Origin of the sequence: Haloarcula sp. S1AR25-4 (genome assembly GCF_031624555.1) — an archaeon.
Taxonomy (GTDB): domain Archaea; phylum Halobacteriota; class Halobacteria; order Halobacteriales; family Haloarculaceae; genus Haloarcula; species Haloarcula pellucida.
In genome coordinates this window covers 639,937-659,457 of the sequence record NZ_JAMQOR010000003.1, presented here as the reverse complement: position 1 = coordinate 659,457, position 19,521 = coordinate 639,937, and the positions used below count along the sequence as shown (strand labels likewise).

The window sequence follows — 19,521 nt, the reverse complement described above, 5'->3', positions numbered from 1 at the left end:
GACGTTTTTGGCCCGGGGTTGAGCGCTCGCCGTCAGCGAGCGCGATGCCCCGGGTGAAAAAGGTCGTTCAGAAGAACTGGAACAGGTCGTCGCGCTTGGCCTCGTGGAGGTGGTGTCGGACCGCCTCGTTCAGCGCCGAGACGTTGCCCCGTTTCGCCGAGATGGGGGCGATGGTCTCCTGCCACTGCTTCCACGGGGGATAGAGACCGAGGCGGTCACACAGGTCGTTCAGGCGTTCGTCCTCGTCGTCGACCTTGTCCATCTTGTTGACGGCGACGACGGGTTCGACGCCGACCTCCCGGAGGAAGTGGAACATCTCGACGTCGTGAGGGATCTCGTCGGGGCCGGAGTGGCGGTCGATGATGTCGACGACGGACTTCCCGTCGACGACGAGGATGCCGACCAGAATCTTCTCGGCGTTTTCCTCGACGTAGCGGACGACGTCGGTCTTTATCTCCTCGCGGACTTCCTCGGGGACGCCCTTCATGAACCCGAACCCGGGGAGGTCGGTGATCATGAAGTCTGGACCGGTCCAGTCGTAGTGGTTTGGGCTCCGGGTGACACCGGGTCGCTGTCCGGTGTCGAAGGTGTGGCCGGTCACCTCCCGCATCAGCGTCGACTTGCCGACGTTCGACCGGCCGACGAGCACCACTTCGGCGTCGCGGTCCGGGCGTGACTCGAACATATCCCCGATACAGCGCCGACGGGGAAAAGCGCGTCAGTTTCCGGCGGCGGAGCAGGGCGGGTCGCGGGACCGGCCATCACCCGGGTTTTTGTCCGCCGCCGTCGCACGGATAGCCGTGCGGTTGGTACATCTCTCGGTCCCGACGGGCAAGCGCGAGGCGGCGCTCGGCGTGCTGGACGACGAGGGCATCGACTACGTCGTCAGCGACGAGACGAGCAACCGCGACATCGCCGCCGTCGTCTCCTTTCCGCTGCCGACGAACGCCTTAGAACCCGTCCTCGAAGCGCTGCGCGAGGTGGGTATCGACGACGACGCATACACCGTCGTCGTGGACGCTAACACGGTCATCTCACGGCAGTTCGAGGCACTCGAAGACCGCTTCGCCGAGGAGGAAGACGAGGACCGCATCGCCCGCGAGGAACTGACCTCGAAGGCCAACGACCTCGCCCCGTCGCTCCCGACGTATGCCATCATGACCGTCATCAGCGCGGTCATCGCCACCGCCGGCCTCCTGCTCGACTCGCCGGCCGTCGTCGTCGGGTCGATGGTCATCGCGCCGCTCATCGGCCCGGCGATGACCGCCAACGTCGGCACCGTCGTCGACGACCAAGAACTGTTCGTCCGCGGGGTCAAGTTGCAGGCGGTCGGGTTGCTACTGGCTATCGTCAGCGCCACCGTCTTCGCCGTGTTCGTCCGGACGGCCAACGTCATCCCGCCGCTCGCAGAGGTGACGTCCGTCGGGCAGATACGCGAGCGAGTCGCGCCCGACTTCCTCTCGCTGGTGGTGGCACTGGGCGCGGGCGCGGCCGGCGTCATCAGCCTCACGTCGGGCGTCTCGACGGCGCTCGTGGGGGTGATGATAGCCGTCGCGCTCATCCCCCCGGCGGCGACGGTGGGTATCGGCATCGCGTGGGGCGAACCGCTGGTCAGCCTCGGGTCGGGCGTCCTCCTCCTCGTGAACGTCCTCTCTATCAACCTCGCCGTCCTCGTCGGCCTCTGGTATCAGGGCTACCGCCCGGAACACTGGTTTCGGGAGGGGAACGCCCGGTCGGCGACGGTCAAGCGAATCGGCGTCCTCGTGGCGTCCATCCTCGTGTTGTCGGCGTTTCTGGGCGGCGTCACGCTGGACTCGTTCCAGCGAGCGACGACCGAGGCGGCGATACAGGACCAGATCGAAGGGGCCGTCGACGCGCCCGCCCGCGTCCTCTCCGTCGAAGTCGAGCGGACGAACACGGTCATCTTCCAGGAACCGCGCCGCGTCGTAATCACGGTGGGCATCCCGCCGGGCACCGACCCGCCCGGACTGGCCGCGGAACTGGACGAGGTCGCCGACGCGGCCGCCGGCCGAGACGTCGAGACGTCGGTCCACTACGTCGTCGTCGAGACGGCCGCCTGACGGTCAAATTCGGGTTTGAGCGTCCGACGGGCTAAATACGTCGGCAGGCGTTCGCGTGGGTATGGTCTCCAAACCACTCGCGATCGCAGGCGTCGTGGCGGTCCTCCTGGCCGGCGGTGCCGGCTTCGCACTCGCAGACAGCGGCGGGACGCCGACGGCAGAGAACGCGACAGTCAGCGTCAGCGCGGACGCGACGGTCGAGCGCGCACCCGACAGGGCGACGGTCACCGTCGCCGCCGTCGGTCGGGGTGAGACGGCCGCGGCCGCCCGGGACAACCTGACCGGTGACGCCGGCGCCGTCCAGCAAGCCCTCGAAGACGAGGGGGCAAACGTCACGTCTTCACGGTTCAGCATCCATCCCGAGTACGAACGCACCGAGACGGGCCGTGAACAGGTCGGCTACGTCGCGGTCCACACCGTCGAAGCCGAGACGAGCGACGTGGACTCAGTCGGGACACTCATCGATACCGCCGTCGACGCGGGCGCGGACCGCGTGGAGGGCATCCGCTACGAACTGAGCGAGGCGACCCGGCAGGACGCGCGTGAGGACGCCCTGACGACGGCGATGGAGCGGGCCCGTGCCGACGCCGAGACGGTCGCCGCCGCCGAAGGTCGGAACGTCGACGGCGTCGCCACCATCCAGACGAGCGACAGCGGCCGATACGTCGTTCGGACGGAAGCCGCGTTCGCCGCCGACTCCGGCGGGAGTACGACCATCTCGCCCGGCCCGGTCACCGTCGACGCTGCGGTGCAGGTGACCTACGAACTCGAATAGCGAACGGAGCGCAGTCGTCCCCGGACTAAGTGAGGACGAACTTTCATTTCCCCGCCGCCGGTGATACCACCCACAGTATGGTCAGCGGAGGCCCCCTCGTTCAAGTCGGCGTCGTCGTCCTGTCTGTCCTCGGATTGTGGGTCGGGGCCCGGTTCCTCGTCGACGCCGTCGTGCGACTCGCCCGACGGTTCGGCCTCTCTGACCTCACGATTGGACTGACTATCGTGGCGATGGGAACGTCGACGCCGGAGTTGGCCGTCTCCGTCGACGCCGCGTTGAAGGGCTTGGGCGACATCGCCATCGCGAACGTCCTCGGGTCGAACGTCTACAACCTCGCGTTCATCCTCGGCGTCGTCTCGCTGATTCGAGTGCTCCCGATCACCGAGGCGCTGGTCCACCGAGACGGACTGGCGCTGCTCGCGAGCACGCTCCTCGCCGGCCTCGTCCTACTCGACGGGACGGTGACGCGGACAGAAGGGGCCATCTTGGTCGGGGTGTTCGTCGCCTACACCGCGTACCTGCTCCGCGCGGAACAGTCCACGACCGAGACGGCTCCGGAGTCGCCACCGGAAGGCGCTGTGACGCGAGCAGTCACCGAACGAGTGGCCTTTCGTGGCCGGGACGCTCTGCTGTTGGTCGGTGGCCTGGCGCTCGTCCTCGTGAGCGGGGACTTCATGGTGCTCGCGGCGTCGGCACTGGCCCGAGGCGCAGGCATCTCAGAGTGGGTCGTCGGCGGGACCATCGTCGCCGCCGGCACGTCGACGCCGGAGTTCGCCGTCTCGCTCGTGGCGATTCGCCGCGGGAGCCTCGGCGTCTCCGTCGGCAACGTCGTCGGGAGCAACGTCTACAACGTCACGGGGATCGTGGGCGTCGCGGCGCTCGTCCGGCCGCTCACGGTGGCCGGGGCGGCGATGGAGACGGTACTGTGGCTGGCGGGTATCTCGCTCCTGATGGTCGCGGCGCTGTGGACCGGCCGAGTGTTGTCGCGCGTCGAAGGGGCGCTGTTCGCGGCCTCGGAGATGGTCCGGTGGGCGCTCGGACTGCTCGGCGTCCTCGGCTGAGGTTCCCTACTCGTCGTCGAACGGCAACTCTATCTCGTAGCCGACGGCGTCGATGGCCGCCTGCAACACGGCGTCGACGTTGTCGTTCTCGGTGACGCTCATGTAGTGGTCGGCCTCGACGTCGGTCGAGCGGTCGCTCTTGTTGGCGATGGTCAGCACCGGCGCGTCGAAGCGGGACTCGATGTCGTCTCGCAGTTCGAGTTGCTGGTCGAGGGGGTAGCCACACTCCTCGCTCGGGTCGACGAGGACGAGGACGGCGTCGGCGACGTGTTCCAACGCACTCACCGCTTGTGACTCGATTTCGTTGCGCTCCTCCGGCGGGCGGTCGAGCAGACCCGGCGTGTCGACGAGTTGGTAGCGGATGCGGCCGTCCTCGAAGTGACCGACGCGAATCTGGGTCGTCGTGAAAGGGTAGGAGGCAATCTTGTTGTCGGCCCGAGTGACGCGGTTGACGAACGAGGACTTCCCGACGTTCGGGTAGCCGGCGACGACGACGGTCGGTTCGTCCGGACGGATGTCCGGGATGCCTTTCAACGCGTCACGGGCCTTCGAGACGGCCGCGAGGTCGTCTTCGACCTCCTCGACGACGTCGGCCATGCGGGCGAACGCCTGCTTGCGGAGTTTCCGGGCGGTGTCCTTGTCCCCGCGGACGAGACGGCCCTCGTACTCTTGGCGAATCTCCTTTGCTTTTCGGCCAGCCCACGACACCTCCGAGAGGTGCTGTTTCAGGGCGTCGATGCCCGGGTCGTCGTCGGCGGGGTAGGCGTCGCCGACGATGGCGTCGGCCAGTTCCACGTAGAAAGGGTCCAAATCGTCGATAGTCGGCCACGACTGGGCGACGTTCTGGAGGTTGTCCGAGACGATGTTCGAGGCCGTCATCAGCATCGACTGCTGGGCCTCGATACCGTCCTTGCTGCCGCCGGCCCGCGTCGCACGCGAGAAGGCCTTATCGATGACCTCCTCGCCGGTCGGCGTCGTCGGTAGATTCTCGAAAGGATTGCTCATTACGGCGTCGTAGACGGTCGGCGCGTAAAAGCGCGTCCAATCGGTGACAGCCGTGTGAGACGTATGCGTGGGCGGACCCAAACAACTGCGACCCACGCTTTTCACCGTCGGCCTCGTACCGCCGCTATGGCACACATCGACGCCGGTGAGATTCTGCCCAACGAGCACGTCCAGCAGATGGCCGCCGCGGGCGAGGTGACACAGATGCACCGCGGCCACCAGTACGCCGAGGAGGGCGACACCTTCGACATCGACGGCCGGCGGTTCGAGGTGACGGACGTGACCCACCGGACGCTGGGCGACCTGTCCGACGAGGACGCACAACGCGAGGGGTCCGAAGACCTAGCGGCGTACCGCGAACGACTGAACCGGGTCCACGACGAGTTCGAGTGGGACGACGACAGCGAGGTCGTCCGGCACCGGTTCGAAGTCGTAAGCGAGTAGCGAACGACTTCGAGCCCTCGCAGACGAAGTCTGGTTCTGGTTCGACCCGGTCGAGGAGTCGCAATTCAGAACCCGCCGTACCGGAGGTACACCATGTCCGCGATGAGCAGGAGTTGGACGAGTCCCTGCACGCCGCCGAGCATGGCGTTCTGCTGCCCGATAGCCGAGATGACGCTGGCGTCGGGCGCAGGTGAGGTCATCTCCTTGTAGATGCGGATTTCCCCCGGCATCAGGAAGCCAAAGCCCTGCACCGATAGAACCGTGACGAGAGCGAGGGCGACGACGATAGCCGGTTCGGTCATCTGGAACTGGCCGATGGTCGTCGCGACCCACGCAAGCGACCCGAGGGTGGCGACGGCGAAGGGGAGTTGCCACCGCCAGTCCGACCACGCGTTCAGCCGCCACCCCAGCAGGAGGAACACCGGAATCAGGTTCGCCGCCGTGAACAGCGCGAGCCACGGGCCCGGGTTCGTGAAGAGGTCCAGTCGGAGCGCTAGAGCGAGGCCCGACGCGATGGTGAGAAACGCCATCGACGGCAGGAAAAAGGACGTCTTCGGCGTCAGCTTCTCGAAGACGGCTGCGCTCTGTTCCTCGCCGAGACTCCCGATGACGGGGCCGAGGATGGCGCCGATAAAGATGTCCGTCCCCGTCCAGAGGACCCCCGCCATGACGTGGACGTAGGTGTGGTGCTGGATCGACGCCCCCGTCGTCGCGTAGGCCAGTGCCGCGACTGCGACGACGACCACGCCGGCGGCGAACGCCGGATTTGCCCGTTCCCCCATCCCCGCGACCGTCCCGCGAACTGTCGACGTACTCATACGGCATGTCGGTGCTTTGGGGACGGGATAAATGTCACGCACGTTTCGGGCGTCGAAACGGCCGCTCGGTAGCCGAGGCCGACCGCCTCACGTCTCGGGAGTGTCCACGCCGGTTATCTCGAATCTGGCCCCACCGTCGGTACTCTCGGTGACCCGCACGTCCCAGCCGTGGGCCTCGGCTATCTGTCTGACGATGGCTAGCCCGAACCCGGTGCCGTCGGTCCGCGTCGAGTAGCCGCTCTCGAACACTTTCTCTCGGTCGGTCTCGGGGATGCCGGGGCCGTCGTCGGCGACGTAGAACCCGCCGGGACAGTCGCCGACGGTGACGGTCACACCCTCGCTACCGTCTCCGACGGCGTCGTCGGACTGGACCGGACTAGACGCAGCGCTGTGCTCTACGGCGTTCCGGACGAGGTTCTCCAGTAGCTGTTTGAGCCGCGTCACGTCGGTCAGAATCCGCGTGTCCGTCTCCACCACCAGCGTCGCCGCGCCCGTCTCCACGGTCGCCCAGCACGCCTCGACGACGGCGCCGACGTCGACCGGTTCGAGGTCGGACACCGCCTCGCCCGTTTTCGCGATCAGCAGCAGGTCTTCGATGAGCGCCTCCATCCGGTGAAACATCCGGTCGATAGCGTTGATGTGTTCGCTCTCACACTCCTCACGGACCAATTCGAGGCGCCCGGACGCGACGTTCAGCGGGTTCCGAAGGTCGTGGCACACCGCGCTGGCGAACCGCTCCAGATGGGCGTTCTGGGCCGCCAATTCCCGTTCGCGCTCGCGCAACTCGTTGTCGCGGACCACCGCGTCGAGCGCCGCTTCCATGTTGGCGGCGAGCACCTGTCCGAGCGCCACGTCCTGTTCGTCGAACGCGTCGGCGACGGGGGACGCGGCGATGAGAATGCCGTGCTCACCCAGTGGCAGGTATAGTTCGCTCCGAATCGGCGTGTCGGGGTTGTGAACGTCGGGGTCGTCCCGAACGTCCGAGAGCGCCGCCACCTCGTCGCTCTCGTAGACGCGCCACGCGATGCTGTCGCTCCCGGTGAACGAGGGGAGGTCGCCGACGAGGTCGCACAGTGCGTCGGTCGCGACGACCGGTTCGAGGTGGCCGTCGTCGTCGACCAGATGGACCGAGTTCGCGTCGAGACCGAGTATCTCGGAGGCCGCCGTGACGCCGATGCCGGCCACCGCTTCCCGCTGTTTACAGCCCATGAGGTTCCGCGTCGCCTCGTGGAGGGCTTCGAGACGGCGTTCGCGGGTGTCCGCTTCGGTCGCGTGCTGGAAGATACCGACGACGGCCGCCGCCCCGTCCCACGTGACGGTACAGGCGGTCACCGTCGCGAGGACCGTCGACCCGTCGCCACGCCGGACCGTCGTCTCGACGGTGTGGGCCGTCTGTCCGGTCGCTTGCGCCACCTCGAACACTCCGCTCCCGCCAGCGAGGATGTCGTCGACCGACCGTCCGACGAGGGCGTCACGCCCCCTGACCTCGAAGAAGTCACCTGCGGCGGGGTTGGCGTACACGACCCTCCCGTCGACGGCGGCGAGAATCACGTCGGGCGCGACGTCTAAGATCGTCTCGGCACTGGCCCTGTCCTCGGCGGCCGTCCGCATCGCTCGGTGTCGTTCGACGATGGTACGCACGCGTCGTGCGAGCAACCGATACTGACCGTCGTCGCCGTCCCGCGGTATGTACTCGGAGACGCCGGCGGCGATGGCGTCGCTCGCAAGCGACCAGTCGCCCTGTGCGGTAAAGAGGACGAACGGGAACTCCGGGTTCTCGGCTCGAACCGCTTGCAGGAAGGCGAGGCCGTCGATGTCGGCCATGGCGGCCTCGCTGACGATACAGTCGAACGCCGCGTGGTCGAACGCGTTCAGTGCGTCCGCCGCTCCCGTCGCCGTCGTGACCGCGAAGTCGCCGTCGACGCGTTCCAGCCCCGCGGCGAGGGCGTCGAGCGCCTCCGTGTCGTCGTCGACACAGAGTAGTTCGACGGGGGGGCCGGCGGCGTCCATACGTCGTGTCGATGGGAGATCATGTTAAATAGTTTACCCCACGCAGTCTCGGCGAGGGACTTCGCTACCGCTCACGGGTCACTCCGTTCCTCGTTCGCGCTTCGAGACCCCTCGCTTCGTTCGGGCGCTCGCTACCGCCGCTCAGCCAACTCCGCGCGCAAGTCATCGACGTCCATGTCCTTCATCGCCAGCAAGACGAGCAGGTGGTAGACGATGTCGGCCGACTCGTGGGCCAACTCCTCGTGGTCGTCGTCTTTCGCGGCCAGAATCAGTTCGGTCGTCTCCTCGCCGAGTTTCTCTAACACGGCGTTTTCGCCTTTCTCGTGGGTGAACAGCGAAGCGGTGTAAGAGCCCTCCGGGAGGGTCTCCTTGCGGTTCTCGATGACCGCAAACAGGTCGTCGATGACGTCGTCGGCGTCGTCCATACGCCGAGAATCGGCGGGGTGTGCCTTCAGGCCGTCGAACCCCTACGACTCCACGCTGTCGAAGAACGCGAGGTCGTGGATGCGGGGGTCCTCGGTCAGTTCGGGGTGGAAGGAGGTCCCGACGACGGGGCCGTCACGCACCGCGACGGGGTGGCCGTCCCACGAGGCCAGCACCTCCGCGCCGTCGCCGACGTAGTCGATGACCGGCGCGCGGATGAACACGGCCGGGAACGGGTCGTCGAGACCCGCGACGTCGAGTGGTGCCTCGAAGCTATCCTTCTGCCGGCCGAAGGCGTTTCGCTCGACGGTGACGTCCAGCACGTTCAGCGTGTCCACCCGGTCGTCGTGGGCGTCGGTGGCAGCGACGATAAGTCCTGCACACGTCGCCAGTACCGGTTTACCGGCCTCGACGTGGGCCGTGATTTCGCTGTCGATGCCCTCGCGCTGGACGAGTCGGGAGATGGTCGTCGACTCGCCACCCGGCAACAGGAGGACATCACAGTCGGGGATCAGCCCCGCTTCGCGTATCTCGACGACCTCCGCCGTCTCGCCGTGGGCCGCCGCGGCACGCTCGATGGCGTCAGCGTGCTCGGAAACGTCGCCTTGAACGGCGAGGACGCCTGCCCGTAGAGTCATAGCAGACGATAAGCCGGGCACCGTCAAAACACTCTCGTCTCGATGGAGACCTGTCACGGCCAGCGGTCGGGGTCCGACGCCCTACCGCGAGCCAAACCGTTACGTGGCGCGCTGCCGACCGTTCGTGCATGGGAAAGCGACGGCGAGACCCGGTCGCGTCGAACGCCGACCGGTCGACGGACCTCTACGAGATAGCCGACTGGGAGGTCCGCTCACGGTTGGACCGGTTCGCACACTGGCTCTATCACACCGGTCTGTGGGCGCTCCGAGGGCTCGTCATCCTCGCCGCCGTCGGGATTCTGGTGTTACAGGTCGCCTTCGGCAGTCTGGGCGCGCTGGGCGTCCAGCCACTGTTCGCCGGACTCGCCGCGCTCTCGGCCGTGCCGGCGCTGTTGCTCGCGGCCTACATCTGGTACGCCGACGTGACCACCGCCGAACCGCTGACGCTACTGGTCGGAACGTTCCTGCTCGGCGTGTTGTTTGCCGGGTTCGCTGGGTTGCTGAACGTCGTCCTCGGCGGCCCAGTACAGGCCATCGGCTCCGGGTTCGGCCTGTTTCAGCCGGCCGGGACGTTCTTCTTTTTCTTCCTCGTCGTCGGCCCCGTCGAGGAGAGCGTGAAACTGCTCGCCGTTCGGCTGTACGCCTACCGCGACGACCGGTTCGACGCGGTCATCGACGGTGCGGTGTACGGCGCGGCGGCGGGACTGGGCTTCGCCACTATCGAGAACGCGTTGTACATCGTCCAGAACACCGACGTCGTCACCGGGACGCTGGCGGCGTTCGACGCGGGGAGCGACATCGCGGCGGTGCGGGCGCTGGCCGGCCCCGGCCACGTCATCTACTCCGCGTTCGCGGGCTACTACCTCGGACTGGCGAAGTTCAACCCGGAGGACGCCGGCCCCATCGTTCTGAAGGGGTTACTCATCGCGACGGTCATCCACGCCACCTACAACTCCCTCTCGGGCGTGGCGACCGGCGTCCTCTCGCTGGTGTTCGGCGTCGACCAGTTGGTCGCTTTCTTCGCGTTCGTGCTGGTGTACGACGGCGTCTTCGGCCTGCTCCTCCTGCGGAAACTGGACGCCTATCGGCAGGCCTACCAGACGGCCAACGCGGCGCCGGGCGAAACGACGGACGACCCCGAACGGACCGACTTCGAGCCCTAACAGAGCTGTTCGACGTACTTCGCGACGACGTCGACTTCCAGATGTACGGGGTCGCCGACCGACTTCTCGGAGAGGGTCGTCTCCGCGTACGTCGTCGGGATGATGGCCACGTCGAAGGACTCCGCGCGCCGGTCGGCGACGGTCAGGCTGATGCCGTCGACCGTGATAGAGCCTTTCTCGACGAGGTAGTCTCGCTGGCTCTCCGGAAGCGAGAAGGTGAACGTCCAGTCATCCCCCTCCCGTTCGATGCCGACGATCTCGGCGGTGGCGTCGACGTGACCCTGCACGATGTGGCCGTCGAACCGGCCGTCGGCCGGCATCGCCCGTTCGAGGTTGACCGCGTCACCACCCGATAGGTCGTCGAAGTAGGTCCGAGCCAGCGTCTCGCGGGCGAGGAACACCTCGAACCACTCGCCGTCGGAAACGTTCTCGACAGTGAGGCACGTGCCGCTGACGCTTATCGACTGGCCGTGGTCGAGGCCCTCGAAGGGTGCGCCGATGCGAACCCGCCGCCCCCCTTCGTCGTCTACGACTGCCTGTACCGCACCCGTCGTCTCGACGATACCGGTGAACATACCGAACCGTGGGGCGCTGCCATCGAAAACACTTCGGCTCGGCGGCCCCCGAGGGGCGTCTTCGGCGACCGTCACCGCGACTTACTCGGGACCGAGTTGTATTTATACATTATTAATCACAAGGAATTTACTGCAGAGGGTCGTATCGGTTCGTATGCCTGCGATGGCTCCCCGAAAGCGCGACGACGGCGACTGGACGGCCAGACACGCGCGAACGCGCCCCCGAGAGAAGCGGCCAGTGGCGGTCTACGACCCCAAAGACGGCTGGAAGCGGCGACACGCCGAGACGGACCGCTAGCGCTTGAGCACTTCGACGCCCACCAGTTCTGCACCGGTCAGCGCGCGGATGTAGGCCCCGCCCGCGATAGAGACGTGACCGAACTCGTCCTCTGACATCCCGTACATCTCGATGGCCCGAGAGGTGTCGCCGCCGCCGACGACGGAGAAGCAGTCGGTGTCCGCGATGGCTTCGAGGACGCCGGCGGTGCCGACAGAGAAGCGCTCGTCCTCGAACATCCCGAGCGCACCCTTCACGAAGACGGCCTCGGAGTCGCGGATGACGGGCGAATACTCCATGACCGTCTCGCTGCCCACGTCGAGGTAGGAGACGGTCTTCTCGTCGATGTCGTCGACCGATTGCTCGGCGCGGGACCCGTCGTCCTCGTATGCCAGATCGACCGCGAGGGAAATCTGGTCGCGGTGCGCGTCGAGCATCGACTCTATCTTCTCGCTGTTTTTCTCCCACTGGTGGTCGTAGAGGTCGGCGTCGTCGATGTCGTAGCCGACGGGGTAGCCCGCCGCGCGCAGGAACAGTTCGCCGGCGATACCGCCAAGCAGGAAGTCGTCGACTTTCTCGTCTAAGTGGGTCATCACGTCGATGACGTCGGTGGCCTTGGTGCCGCCGACGACCATCGTGACGTTGCCCTCGAACTCCTTCTCGGCGATGGCGGTGTTGGCCTCGTACTCGGTCTCCATGACGCGACCCGCGTAGGCGTCCATCACCAACGGGAATCCGACGAGCGAAGCGTGCGAGCGGTGTGCCGCCGAGTAGGCGTCGTTGACGTAGGCGTCGAACTCGCCTTTCAGCGTCTGGACGAACTCCGTCTGGGCCTTGACCTCGGGGTCCTCCTCGGGGAGTTCCTCGTCGCACATCCGGGTGTTCTCCAGTACGAGGACGTCGCCGGCCTCCAGCCCCGCTATCTCGTGGATGGCGTCGGGCCCGAACGTGTCGGCGACGAACTCGACGTCGCTGTCGATGTGGTCCGCGAGGATGTCGGCGTGCTGTTCGAGCGAGACGAAGTCGTCCCGGCCGGGGCGGCCCTGATGGGCCATCACCGCGACTTCGAAGTCGCGGTCGACGAGTTCGCGAATCGTCTCGGCGTGGCGGTCGAACCGGCGGTTGTCCTGTACGTCGCCGTCCTCTACGGGCGAGTTGAGGTCGAGTCGGACGAGGACGCGCTGGCCGTCCTCGATGTCGTCGAGCGTCTGGAAAGTCATCACGCGAGACAACGCCGGCCCCGTGTATAGGCGTTTCCGAGTCGAGCGGTCGGCGTCGGCGCTCCGGGCGTCCAGCGGGGTCGAGACGGCCACGAACAGGCGGCGAGACCAGTCGGTCGAGGGACGACGGCGAAAGAAACACCGCGGGCGGAGACCGACGCTTACTGCTCGGTGATGTACTGAGCGACGTCCAGCATCCGGTTCGAGAAGCCGTACTCGTTGTCGTACCACGTCAGAATCTTCGTCATCCCGCTGACGACGTTCGTCGACTGGAGGTCGACCTGCGTGGAGTAGGGGTCGCCGAGGATGTCAGAGGAGACGACGTCCTCGCTCGTGACGCCCAGCACGCCTTCGAGTTCGCCGGCGGCGGCCTCCTCGAAGGCGGCGTTGACGTCGGCTTCGGTGACGTCGTCGTCGAGGTCGACGACGAACTCCGTGATGGAGCCGTTCGGGACCGGGACGCGGATTGCCATCCCGTCGAGTTTGCCTTCGAGTTCGGGCAGGACCTCGGTGGCGGCCTGTGCGGCGCCGGTCGAGGTGGGGATGATGTTCTCGGCGGCGGCGCGGCGACGGCGGGGCTTGCTGTTGGGGCCGTCCATCAGGTTCTGCGAGCCGGTGTAGGCGTGGACGGTCGTCAACTGACCGGCGTTGATGCCGAACTCCTCGTCGAGCACCTTCGCGACGGGGGTGATGGAGTTGGTCGTACAGGAGGCGTTCGAGACGATGTCCTCGCCGTCGTACTCGTCCTCGTTGACGCCGTAGACGATCTGTTTGACCGGTTCGTCACCCTTCGGCGGCGCGGAGATGACGACCTTATCGGCACCCGCTTCGAGGTGCTGGCTGGCGTCCTCTTTGGTGCGGAAGATGCCGGTCGCCTCGAAGGCGACGTCGACGTCTAAGTCGTCCCACGGGAGTTCTGTCGGGTCCGTCTCGTGGAAGACGCCCGCCTCGAAGTCGGTGCCGTCGACGGTCAGCACGCCGTCCTCGACGCCGGCACCCTCGAGGTTGCCCATGACGGTGTCGTACTGGGCGAAGTAGTCGATCTCCTCGTCGTCCATCACGTCGTTGACACCCACGATTTCGACGTCGTCGTTCTCCAGCGAAGCGCGGAACACGTTGCGGCCGATGCGGCCGAAGCCGTTGAGGCCAACACGAACTGGGTCGCTCATACCGCCTAGTAAACCTGCGCTACGGAGTAAAGTGTTTTCGGAGTTGTTTTCGCGGGTGATTGTTTATGAGCATTCCGTACCGAATCTACGACCTGCCGGACACGCCGTCTCGCACTCGGCTCGAACCGACGGCAGTGGAAGCAAAGAGTGAGCCCGTCAGAAGGCTTTTCAGACAGTGCGACGTACCGCCTCGTACTGATGAGACGGGACGACAACGACGACCCTTTCGACGAGTTCTTCCGCGAAATCGAGCGCATGATGGACGAGATGATGGGTTCCGAAGGGGACGTACATATCGACCGCGACGGCCCGAACGGCGGCGGTGACCTCCACGTCGACGTCCACGAGACCGACGACGAGATCCGCGTCGTCGCCGACATCCCCGGCGTCGAGAAGGAGGCTATCGACCTGAAGTGTGACGGCAGCGTCCTCACCATCGACGCCGACAGCCACCAGCGAGAGTACCACGAGCGACTCACCCTCCCCAGCGAGGTCGACGAACACTCCGCGTCGGCCACCTACAACAACGGCATCCTCGAAGTCACCTTCGACCGCGAGGAAGACTCCGCGGACATCGAACTGTAAGGTCGTCCCGTCTCCGTTCTCTCCGCTCTCACGTCGTGTTCGTTCGTGACCGGACAGCGGCGGCTACGCGTCTGCGGTCTCGCGAATCAATCCCGCTAAATCGTCCCAAAAGCCGTCCTCGTACTTCGTCGCGCTGTCGATAGTCGGACGGGCGTTCGTCTCGTTGACCACCGCGCGGTCCTCGGTCACCAGCAAGTCGACGCCGAGATACTGGACGTCGAGTACCGCGGCCGTCCGCTCTGCGAGAGTGCGTAACTCCTCTGGCAGCTCGACGCCCTCGGCGTCGGCACCGCGGTGGACGTTGTGCTTCCAGCGCCCGCGCTCGCGGGCCGCGGTCGGGAGGCGGCGCTCGACCGCCCCCACGCACTCCCCGTCGACGACCATCGCCCGGTAGTCCCGCGCGTCGGGGAGATACTCCTGTACCAGAAACGACCGGTCGCCAGTCGCACGGTAGTCGTGGACCAGATCGAGGTAGTCCGCGACGCCCAGAAACGAGTCGAGGTCGTGGGCCGTCGTCACGCCGACGCCGCGGGTCGTCGAGTTCGGTTTCACGACGACGGGCGACCGCACCTGCTCGAAGGCCGCAACGAGGGCAGCCTCATCGGCCGGGTTCGACACCATCACCGTCTCGGGCACCGGGACGTCGGCGCGGCCGAGTCGGGCCAGTACGTCGGCTTTGTTACGCGACCGCAGAATCGTCTCGCGGTCGTTGACCCACGGGACGTCGAGCATCGCGTCGGCGACGGCCCCTTCCATGATTCGTGGAGGGTAGACGAACCCCACGTCGTACTCCTCGAACGGGTCCGCAGTCAGCGGTACCGCTCGTTCGCTCGTATCGACGTGGCCGATGGCGATCCCCCGGGCGGCGAGCGGGTCCACCATCCGCTCGAACGTCTCGGACCGCGTAGTGACGGCGAGGTCCAGCATCGTCGTCGCTTAGGGGTATCGCTACAAAGATGTGTGTGCTGTCGAGTCGGGAGTGAGGTGGAAGTCCCTACAAAAACCTTCCGCTCGTTTGCAGCGCGTTGCGGGCCATCCGGTCGTATGATGTCCGAGGCGTGTCTCCAGACAGACACAGCGATGAGCGACGACACGACATCACCCTCCGACGAACGGACACGCCGTGGGTTTCTCCGGGCCGGTACCGCGACGCTCGCGGTCGGAGCCACAGCGAGCACCACGGGGTGTCTGTCCAGCCTCCCCCCGCTCGGCAGTTCGCTCTCTTACGGCCGCCTCGACGTTCCACCGGCGGACGAACCGGCGTACCGACGGTGGCTCCCCACCCCCGATGCGTTCGAGACGCGCTACGACGACGGCTACAGTTTCGGGTCCGTCGAACCCGGCCCGTACGTCGCCGACGCGCCCCGGAAGTTCCGGGCCCGACGCGCCTTGTTCAAGCTCGAACCGGATTACTTCGGCATCGGGTTCGAGAACTACGACCGCATGGTCACGTCGAACCTCGGCGTCGTCGTCGAAGCGTCGTTCGACCGCGACGCCGTGGCGTCGACACTCATCGGGAGCGGCTACGCTCCCGACGGGACCTACCGGGGGTACGACCTGTTCGCTCGCAGGGACACCGAGCGACGGGTCGCCGTCGGCGACGGCGTCGTCGTCTGGACCAACGCGGTGGAACATCCGGCGGCGAATCTGGAACTCCTGATCGACACCGGTGCCGGCGACCGAACGCGGTATCACGAGGCCAGCGACGCGTTCGCGGCGGTCAGTGCCGCCGTCGGCGCGAGCAGACAGGTCATCGCAGGGCCGTACAGCATGGACCCCCGCGGCGACTCGGAGTTCGGTGCCGACGCGTTTAGACTGGGCGACGACGCGACGTATCAGGTGCTCGCCATGCACTTCGCCGCGGGCCGGACGCCAACGCAGGAGTCACTCGAATCGGCCTTCCGCGAGAGCTACCGATTGACCGAGGAGAGTCAGGGAGCGGAGATCACGGTCGACGGCCGCCTCGCCACCGTCGAGGCGCGGGCGCCGCGCCGGGAAAGCGTCGACCCGACACCGGACGTGGACCCACCGCAGGTCACGTGGGGCGCATCGACCGACGCGGGCGTAGAGGCACTGACGCTCCGACACGAGGCCGGAGACGCCGTCCCGGCCGAGTGGCTCTGGCTCGATTTCGAGGACGGAGCAGGTCCCAACGAGGTGGAGAAGATCTCGCTGTGGCCGGACCGCGAGACGGTCGAACCGGGTGACACCACCACCGTCGACCTTCGCGACCACGGCGACCCCTCGGCGGTCAACGTCGTGCTGTCGAGCGGTGGGACCGATTTCAGGATGCTGTTCACCTACGAACTGGAGTGAGACCGTGACGCTGACCGACACCGGGCTCCCGCCCGTCGGACGAGCGAACGCATCGCGACGGAGTCCAGAGCGACGAACCCATGCGAACGACATTTATCACCCCGGTATGACGGATGAGTCTGTGACCGAGGACGCCGACCTCTCTACGGTCGTCGACCTGTTGGACGACGACCACGCCCGGACGATTCTCGTCGCGACGAGCGCCGAACCGCGGTCGGCCAGCGAACTCAGCGACCGCTGTGGCGTCTCCGTCTCGACCATCTATCGGCGCGTCGATCGGCTGACGGCGGCAGACCTCCTCGAAGAGCAGACCCGACCCAGAGCCGACGGCCACCACGACACCGTCTACGTCTCGACGCTGGAGCGGTTCGAACTCGCCATCCGCGACGGGGACCTGACGTGGCGCATCGAGCGGCGGGGTGAGGACGTGGCCGATCAGTTGAGCCGCCTGTGGGGGAACTTCTGAGATGGCTCCGTTCGCCGCTCCCGTCGGCCTCCTCGCCGGCGTCGCCGCCACCGGGTCGGCCGTCGTCGGCCTCTATATCGGCTATCACGCCTACCGCGGCCTCCGGCGGAACGACGACCCGTCGATGCGGTACCTCTCGGTCGGGATGTTACTGCTGTTCGGCCTCGCGTACGCGCTGGCGGTGGCCGGACAGGGACTCATCGCGTTTCGCGTCGTCTCCATCCAGTACCAACCAGTCATTCGACTGGTCGTCCGGATGGTACAGCTCGTCGGCCTCCTGAGCATCGCTTACTCGCTTCGTATCGCGACCACCCGCCGGTCGCCGACCGAGTGACGGGACCGACCAGTCCTCACGACCGTGTGCTGACAGCGTCGAAACGCCGAGGGACGACCGCGTTCGGGCTATGCGTCCGCTGTGTCCGCCTCACTGTGACCGCCACCCCGACCCCGGAGCAACACCCATAGCACGATGACGGCACCCTCGATCCGTGCCACGCTGTACACCCACGGTTTGAGTTCGACGTCGCCGTCTTCGGCCGCGAGGTCCATCCAGAAGTCGACCATCTTCCGAGGCGCGGCCAGTTCGAGCAGTCCGACCGCGAGCAGCAGGAGTCTGAGTACCATACCTCACGGTACGACATGTTGCCTCAATACTATTTCGGCGGTGCCGCCTGCCTCGTGTGACCCTCGGCGAGTCAGTGACAGTCAAACGACGTATCAGTGCGACCGCTAAGCGCAAAGCGCAGTCGTCCGGGTGGACGACCAGTGTGAGAAAGCCGTCGCGCGTTACGCGATGAGCAGTTCCTCGCCGCGCTCGACCTTGATGCGGCAGGAGGGCGTGATCTTGTTGTAGGCACGGCGGAACGCCTCTTTGACGTGTTCGGCGTCCTCGACGTTGCAGTAGGCCGTAAAGAGCTGTTCGCCGGCCTGTACGCGGGCGGCGGTGCCGACGATCTTCCCGAAGGCCTGTCGCATCCCGTCGGAGACACGGTCGGCCCCGGCACCGGTCGCCTGCTTGTTCTCGCGCAGGACCTGGTGGGGGAACTTCCGCAGCGTCATCCGGTAGTCACCCTCCTCACCGATTTCCTTGATGAGGTGGCGGTTGGCCGACAGGCGCGAGGCTTCGAGCGAGCCGTGACGGAGCTGAACCGACTCCTCGACGATGAGGCTAATCTGGACGGGGTAGTCGTCTTTCTCGGCCGTCTTGCGACCCATCTCGTGCTGTGCGATCTTCGAACCAGGGATGCCCGTGATGTACTCGCGTCGGGTGTACGAGGGCTTGTCGATGTCCCGGTACATCGAGGCAGGTTTGTCCGACATAGGTACTCTTGGCGAATACGTGGCCGAGCGACCTGATAAGGGCTTCGAAGGGCAGGCGGGCAAGTGGGTCAGACCCACACACTACACAGCGGCCCAGAGACGGTCGTCTGGGGTGACACGGATGTTACCTCGCTCGGGTGTTTATCCGGTTCGAGCGCTAACGAAGGATACCATGAACATGCTCGTCGACGGCGAGTGGCGAACAGACGCCTACCAGAGTACGAACGAGGACGGAGAGTTCGACCGGCAAGATACGACGTTTCGGGATCGAATCGAAGACGACCCGGACGCACGCTTCCAGCCGGAAGCGGGCCGCTATCACCTCTACGTCTCGCTCGCGTGCCCGTGGGCCCACCGCACGCTCCTCGTTCGCGCGCTCAAGGGGCTGACGGACGCCATCAGCGTCGACGTCGTGGACCCGTACCGCGGGGACGACGGCTGGCAGTTCACCCCCGAGAAGGAGGGCTGTACCGAGGACTCGCTGTACGGCGCCGACTACCTCCGCGAACTGTACGTGGAGGCCGACCCCGACGCCACCTGCCGCGTGACGGTCCCCGTCCTCTGGGACAAACAGGAGGAGACCATCGTCAACAACGAGTCCGAGGAGATACTCCGGATGCTCGACACGGCGTTCGACGGCGTCGCCGCGAGCGACGTGGATCTCTACCCCGACGGGTATCAGGACGAGGTGGACCGCATCATCGACGACATCTACGACCCCATCAACAACGGCGTCTACCGCGCCGGGTTCGCGAACACGCAGGACGCCTACGACGACGCCGTCGAGGAGTTGTTCGACGCGCTCGACCACTGGGACTCGGTGCTGGAAGACCAGCGCTACCTCGCCGGTGACCGCCTGACCGAGGCGGACATCTGCATGTTCACGACGCTGGTGCGTTTCGACGAGGTGTACCACACCCACTTCCAGTGCAACCACCAGTTCATCCGGGAGTACGACAACCTCTGGCCGTACCTTCGCGACCTGTATCAGACGCCCGGTGTGACCGAGACGGTGGACATGGACCACATCACGGAACACTACTACACCACCCACCCGGACGTCAGCCCGAAGCGCATCATTCCGGTGGGGCCCGACCCCGACTTCGAGGCGGCCCACGACCGGGACGAACTGCCCGGCGGCGTCCCCGAGGACCTGCTCGCGACCGTCTAATCGC

General features: G+C 66.3%; 23 protein-coding genes. 11 read left to right on the top strand and 12 right to left on the bottom strand.

Features of this window, described 5'->3' with window-relative positions:
* Positions 1 to 67: 67 nt before the first annotated feature.
* Positions 68 to 685 (bottom strand): GTP-binding protein EngB, encoded by a 618-nt coding sequence (gene engB / locus NDI85_RS16815; protein WP_188999307.1) that lies wholly within the window; start codon positions 683 to 685, stop codon positions 68 to 70.
* A gap of 115 nt (positions 686 to 800) precedes the next feature.
* On the opposite strand from engB, the gene NDI85_RS16810 reads away from it, so the two are divergent.
* From NDI85_RS16810 to NDI85_RS16800, 3 genes are all read left to right on the top strand, one after another.
* Positions 801 to 2,081, top strand: a complete 1,281-nt coding sequence (locus NDI85_RS16810) for a TIGR00341 family protein (protein WP_188999311.1) — start codon at positions 801 to 803, stop codon at positions 2,079 to 2,081.
* A gap of 61 nt (positions 2,082 to 2,142) precedes the next feature.
* On the top strand, positions 2,143 to 2,856 hold the full coding sequence (locus NDI85_RS16805; RefSeq protein WP_188999314.1) for an SIMPL domain-containing protein: 714 nt from the start codon (positions 2,143 to 2,145) through the stop codon (positions 2,854 to 2,856).
* Between the two features lie 77 nt (positions 2,857 to 2,933).
* Entirely contained in the window at positions 2,934 to 3,917 is a 984-nt protein-coding gene (locus NDI85_RS16800; protein WP_188999317.1) for a calcium/sodium antiporter, read from the top strand.
* 6 nt (positions 3,918 to 3,923) lie between these two features.
* On the opposite strand, the gene NDI85_RS16795 is transcribed toward NDI85_RS16800, so the two are convergent.
* Entirely contained in the window at positions 3,924 to 4,922 is a 999-nt protein-coding gene (locus NDI85_RS16795) for a GTPase (protein WP_188999322.1), read from the bottom strand.
* A 126-nt stretch (positions 4,923 to 5,048) separates the two neighbouring features.
* Here NDI85_RS16795 and NDI85_RS16790 point away from each other — a divergent pair, with 126 nt between their 5' ends.
* On the top strand, positions 5,049 to 5,366 hold the full coding sequence (locus tag NDI85_RS16790; RefSeq protein WP_166968153.1) for an ASCH domain-containing protein: 318 nt from the start codon (positions 5,049 to 5,051) through the stop codon (positions 5,364 to 5,366).
* Positions 5,367 to 5,431: 65 nt separating this feature from the next.
* Here NDI85_RS16790 and NDI85_RS16785 read toward each other — a convergent pair whose 3' ends face one another.
* The 4 genes from NDI85_RS16785 to pdxT form a co-directional block, all read right to left on the bottom strand.
* The gene (locus tag NDI85_RS16785) at positions 5,432 to 6,148 is read right to left on the bottom strand and encodes a hypothetical protein (RefSeq protein WP_189000405.1); all 717 of its coding nucleotides are present in this window, start codon (positions 6,146 to 6,148) and stop codon (positions 5,432 to 5,434) included.
* A 123-nt stretch (positions 6,149 to 6,271) separates the two neighbouring features.
* On the bottom strand, positions 6,272 to 8,194 hold the full coding sequence (locus NDI85_RS16780; RefSeq protein WP_310916408.1) for an ATP-binding protein: 1,923 nt from the start codon (positions 8,192 to 8,194) through the stop codon (positions 6,272 to 6,274).
* 131 nt (positions 8,195 to 8,325) lie between these two features.
* Positions 8,326 to 8,619: a phosphoribosyl-ATP diphosphatase gene (gene hisE, locus NDI85_RS16775; protein WP_188999330.1), complete on the bottom strand. Its 294-nt coding sequence runs from the start codon at positions 8,617 to 8,619 to the stop codon at positions 8,326 to 8,328.
* A 42-nt stretch (positions 8,620 to 8,661) separates the two neighbouring features.
* Positions 8,662 to 9,255 (bottom strand): pyridoxal 5'-phosphate synthase glutaminase subunit PdxT, encoded by a 594-nt coding sequence (pdxT, locus tag NDI85_RS16770; protein WP_188999335.1) that lies wholly within the window; start codon positions 9,253 to 9,255, stop codon positions 8,662 to 8,664.
* A 128-nt stretch (positions 9,256 to 9,383) separates the two neighbouring features.
* Between pdxT and NDI85_RS16765 the strand changes: the two genes are divergently transcribed.
* On the top strand, positions 9,384 to 10,418 hold the full coding sequence (locus NDI85_RS16765; protein ID WP_188999339.1) for a PrsW family intramembrane metalloprotease: 1,035 nt from the start codon (positions 9,384 to 9,386) through the stop codon (positions 10,416 to 10,418).
* Here NDI85_RS16765 and NDI85_RS16760 read toward each other — a convergent pair.
* Positions 10,415 to 10,993: a riboflavin synthase gene (locus NDI85_RS16760; RefSeq protein WP_188999342.1), complete on the bottom strand. Its 579-nt coding sequence runs from the start codon at positions 10,991 to 10,993 to the stop codon at positions 10,415 to 10,417. The two genes, NDI85_RS16765 and NDI85_RS16760, sit on opposite strands and share 4 nt — an antisense overlap.
* A gap of 154 nt (positions 10,994 to 11,147) precedes the next feature.
* Between NDI85_RS16760 and NDI85_RS16755 the strand changes: the two genes are divergently transcribed.
* Complete coding sequence (locus NDI85_RS16755) at positions 11,148 to 11,291, top strand: hypothetical protein (RefSeq protein ID WP_189000450.1); 144 nt, start codon at positions 11,148 to 11,150, stop codon at positions 11,289 to 11,291.
* Here the strand turns inward: NDI85_RS16755 and NDI85_RS16750 are convergent.
* Positions 11,288 to 12,490: a phosphoglycerate kinase gene (locus tag NDI85_RS16750; RefSeq protein WP_188999345.1), complete on the bottom strand. Its 1,203-nt coding sequence runs from the start codon at positions 12,488 to 12,490 to the stop codon at positions 11,288 to 11,290. The genes NDI85_RS16755 and NDI85_RS16750 overlap by 4 nt on opposite strands.
* Positions 12,491 to 12,651: 161 nt before the next feature.
* On the bottom strand, positions 12,652 to 13,659 hold the full coding sequence (gene gap, locus NDI85_RS16745; RefSeq protein WP_188999350.1) for a type I glyceraldehyde-3-phosphate dehydrogenase: 1,008 nt from the start codon (positions 13,657 to 13,659) through the stop codon (positions 12,652 to 12,654).
* Positions 13,660 to 13,857: 198 nt separating this feature from the next.
* On the opposite strand from gap, the gene NDI85_RS16740 reads away from it, so the two are divergent.
* Complete coding sequence (locus NDI85_RS16740) at positions 13,858 to 14,244, top strand: Hsp20/alpha crystallin family protein (RefSeq protein WP_188999354.1); 387 nt, start codon at positions 13,858 to 13,860, stop codon at positions 14,242 to 14,244.
* A 63-nt stretch (positions 14,245 to 14,307) separates the two neighbouring features.
* On the opposite strand, the gene NDI85_RS16735 is transcribed toward NDI85_RS16740, so the two are convergent.
* Complete coding sequence (locus NDI85_RS16735) at positions 14,308 to 15,171, bottom strand: RimK family alpha-L-glutamate ligase (RefSeq protein WP_310916407.1); 864 nt, start codon at positions 15,169 to 15,171, stop codon at positions 14,308 to 14,310.
* Positions 15,172 to 15,291: 120 nt separating this feature from the next.
* Between NDI85_RS16735 and NDI85_RS16730 the strand changes: the two genes are divergently transcribed.
* The 3 genes from NDI85_RS16730 to NDI85_RS16720 all read left to right on the top strand — a co-directional run bounded on the left by NDI85_RS16730 (position 15,292) and on the right by NDI85_RS16720 (position 17,360).
* A complete protein-coding gene (locus tag NDI85_RS16730) occupies positions 15,292 to 16,560 on the top strand; it encodes a hypothetical protein (RefSeq protein ID WP_188999360.1) in 1,269 nt (422 codons plus the stop codon).
* 106 nt (positions 16,561 to 16,666) lie between these two features.
* Positions 16,667 to 17,026, top strand: a complete 360-nt coding sequence (locus NDI85_RS16725; RefSeq protein WP_188999363.1) for a helix-turn-helix domain-containing protein — start codon at positions 16,667 to 16,669, stop codon at positions 17,024 to 17,026.
* Between the two features lies 1 nt (position 17,027).
* Positions 17,028 to 17,360: a hypothetical protein gene (locus tag NDI85_RS16720; RefSeq protein WP_188999367.1), complete on the top strand. Its 333-nt coding sequence runs from the start codon at positions 17,028 to 17,030 to the stop codon at positions 17,358 to 17,360.
* 68 nt (positions 17,361 to 17,428) lie between these two features.
* On the opposite strand, the gene NDI85_RS16715 is transcribed toward NDI85_RS16720, so the two are convergent.
* Both NDI85_RS16715 and NDI85_RS16710 read right to left on the bottom strand, forming a co-directional pair.
* Positions 17,429 to 17,650 (bottom strand): hypothetical protein, encoded by a 222-nt coding sequence (locus NDI85_RS16715; protein ID WP_188999370.1) that lies wholly within the window; start codon positions 17,648 to 17,650, stop codon positions 17,429 to 17,431.
* A 162-nt stretch (positions 17,651 to 17,812) separates the two neighbouring features.
* Positions 17,813 to 18,346 (bottom strand): 50S ribosomal protein L16, encoded by a 534-nt coding sequence (locus NDI85_RS16710; protein WP_166968141.1) that lies wholly within the window; start codon positions 18,344 to 18,346, stop codon positions 17,813 to 17,815.
* A gap of 172 nt (positions 18,347 to 18,518) precedes the next feature.
* Here NDI85_RS16710 and NDI85_RS16705 point away from each other — a divergent pair, with 172 nt between their 5' ends.
* Positions 18,519 to 19,517 carry a glutathione S-transferase family protein gene (locus NDI85_RS16705; protein ID WP_310916406.1) on the top strand — a complete coding sequence of 333 codons (999 nt, stop codon included), beginning with the start codon at positions 18,519 to 18,521 and terminating at the stop codon, positions 19,515 to 19,517.
* The last annotated feature ends 4 nt before the right edge of the window (positions 19,518 to 19,521 follow it).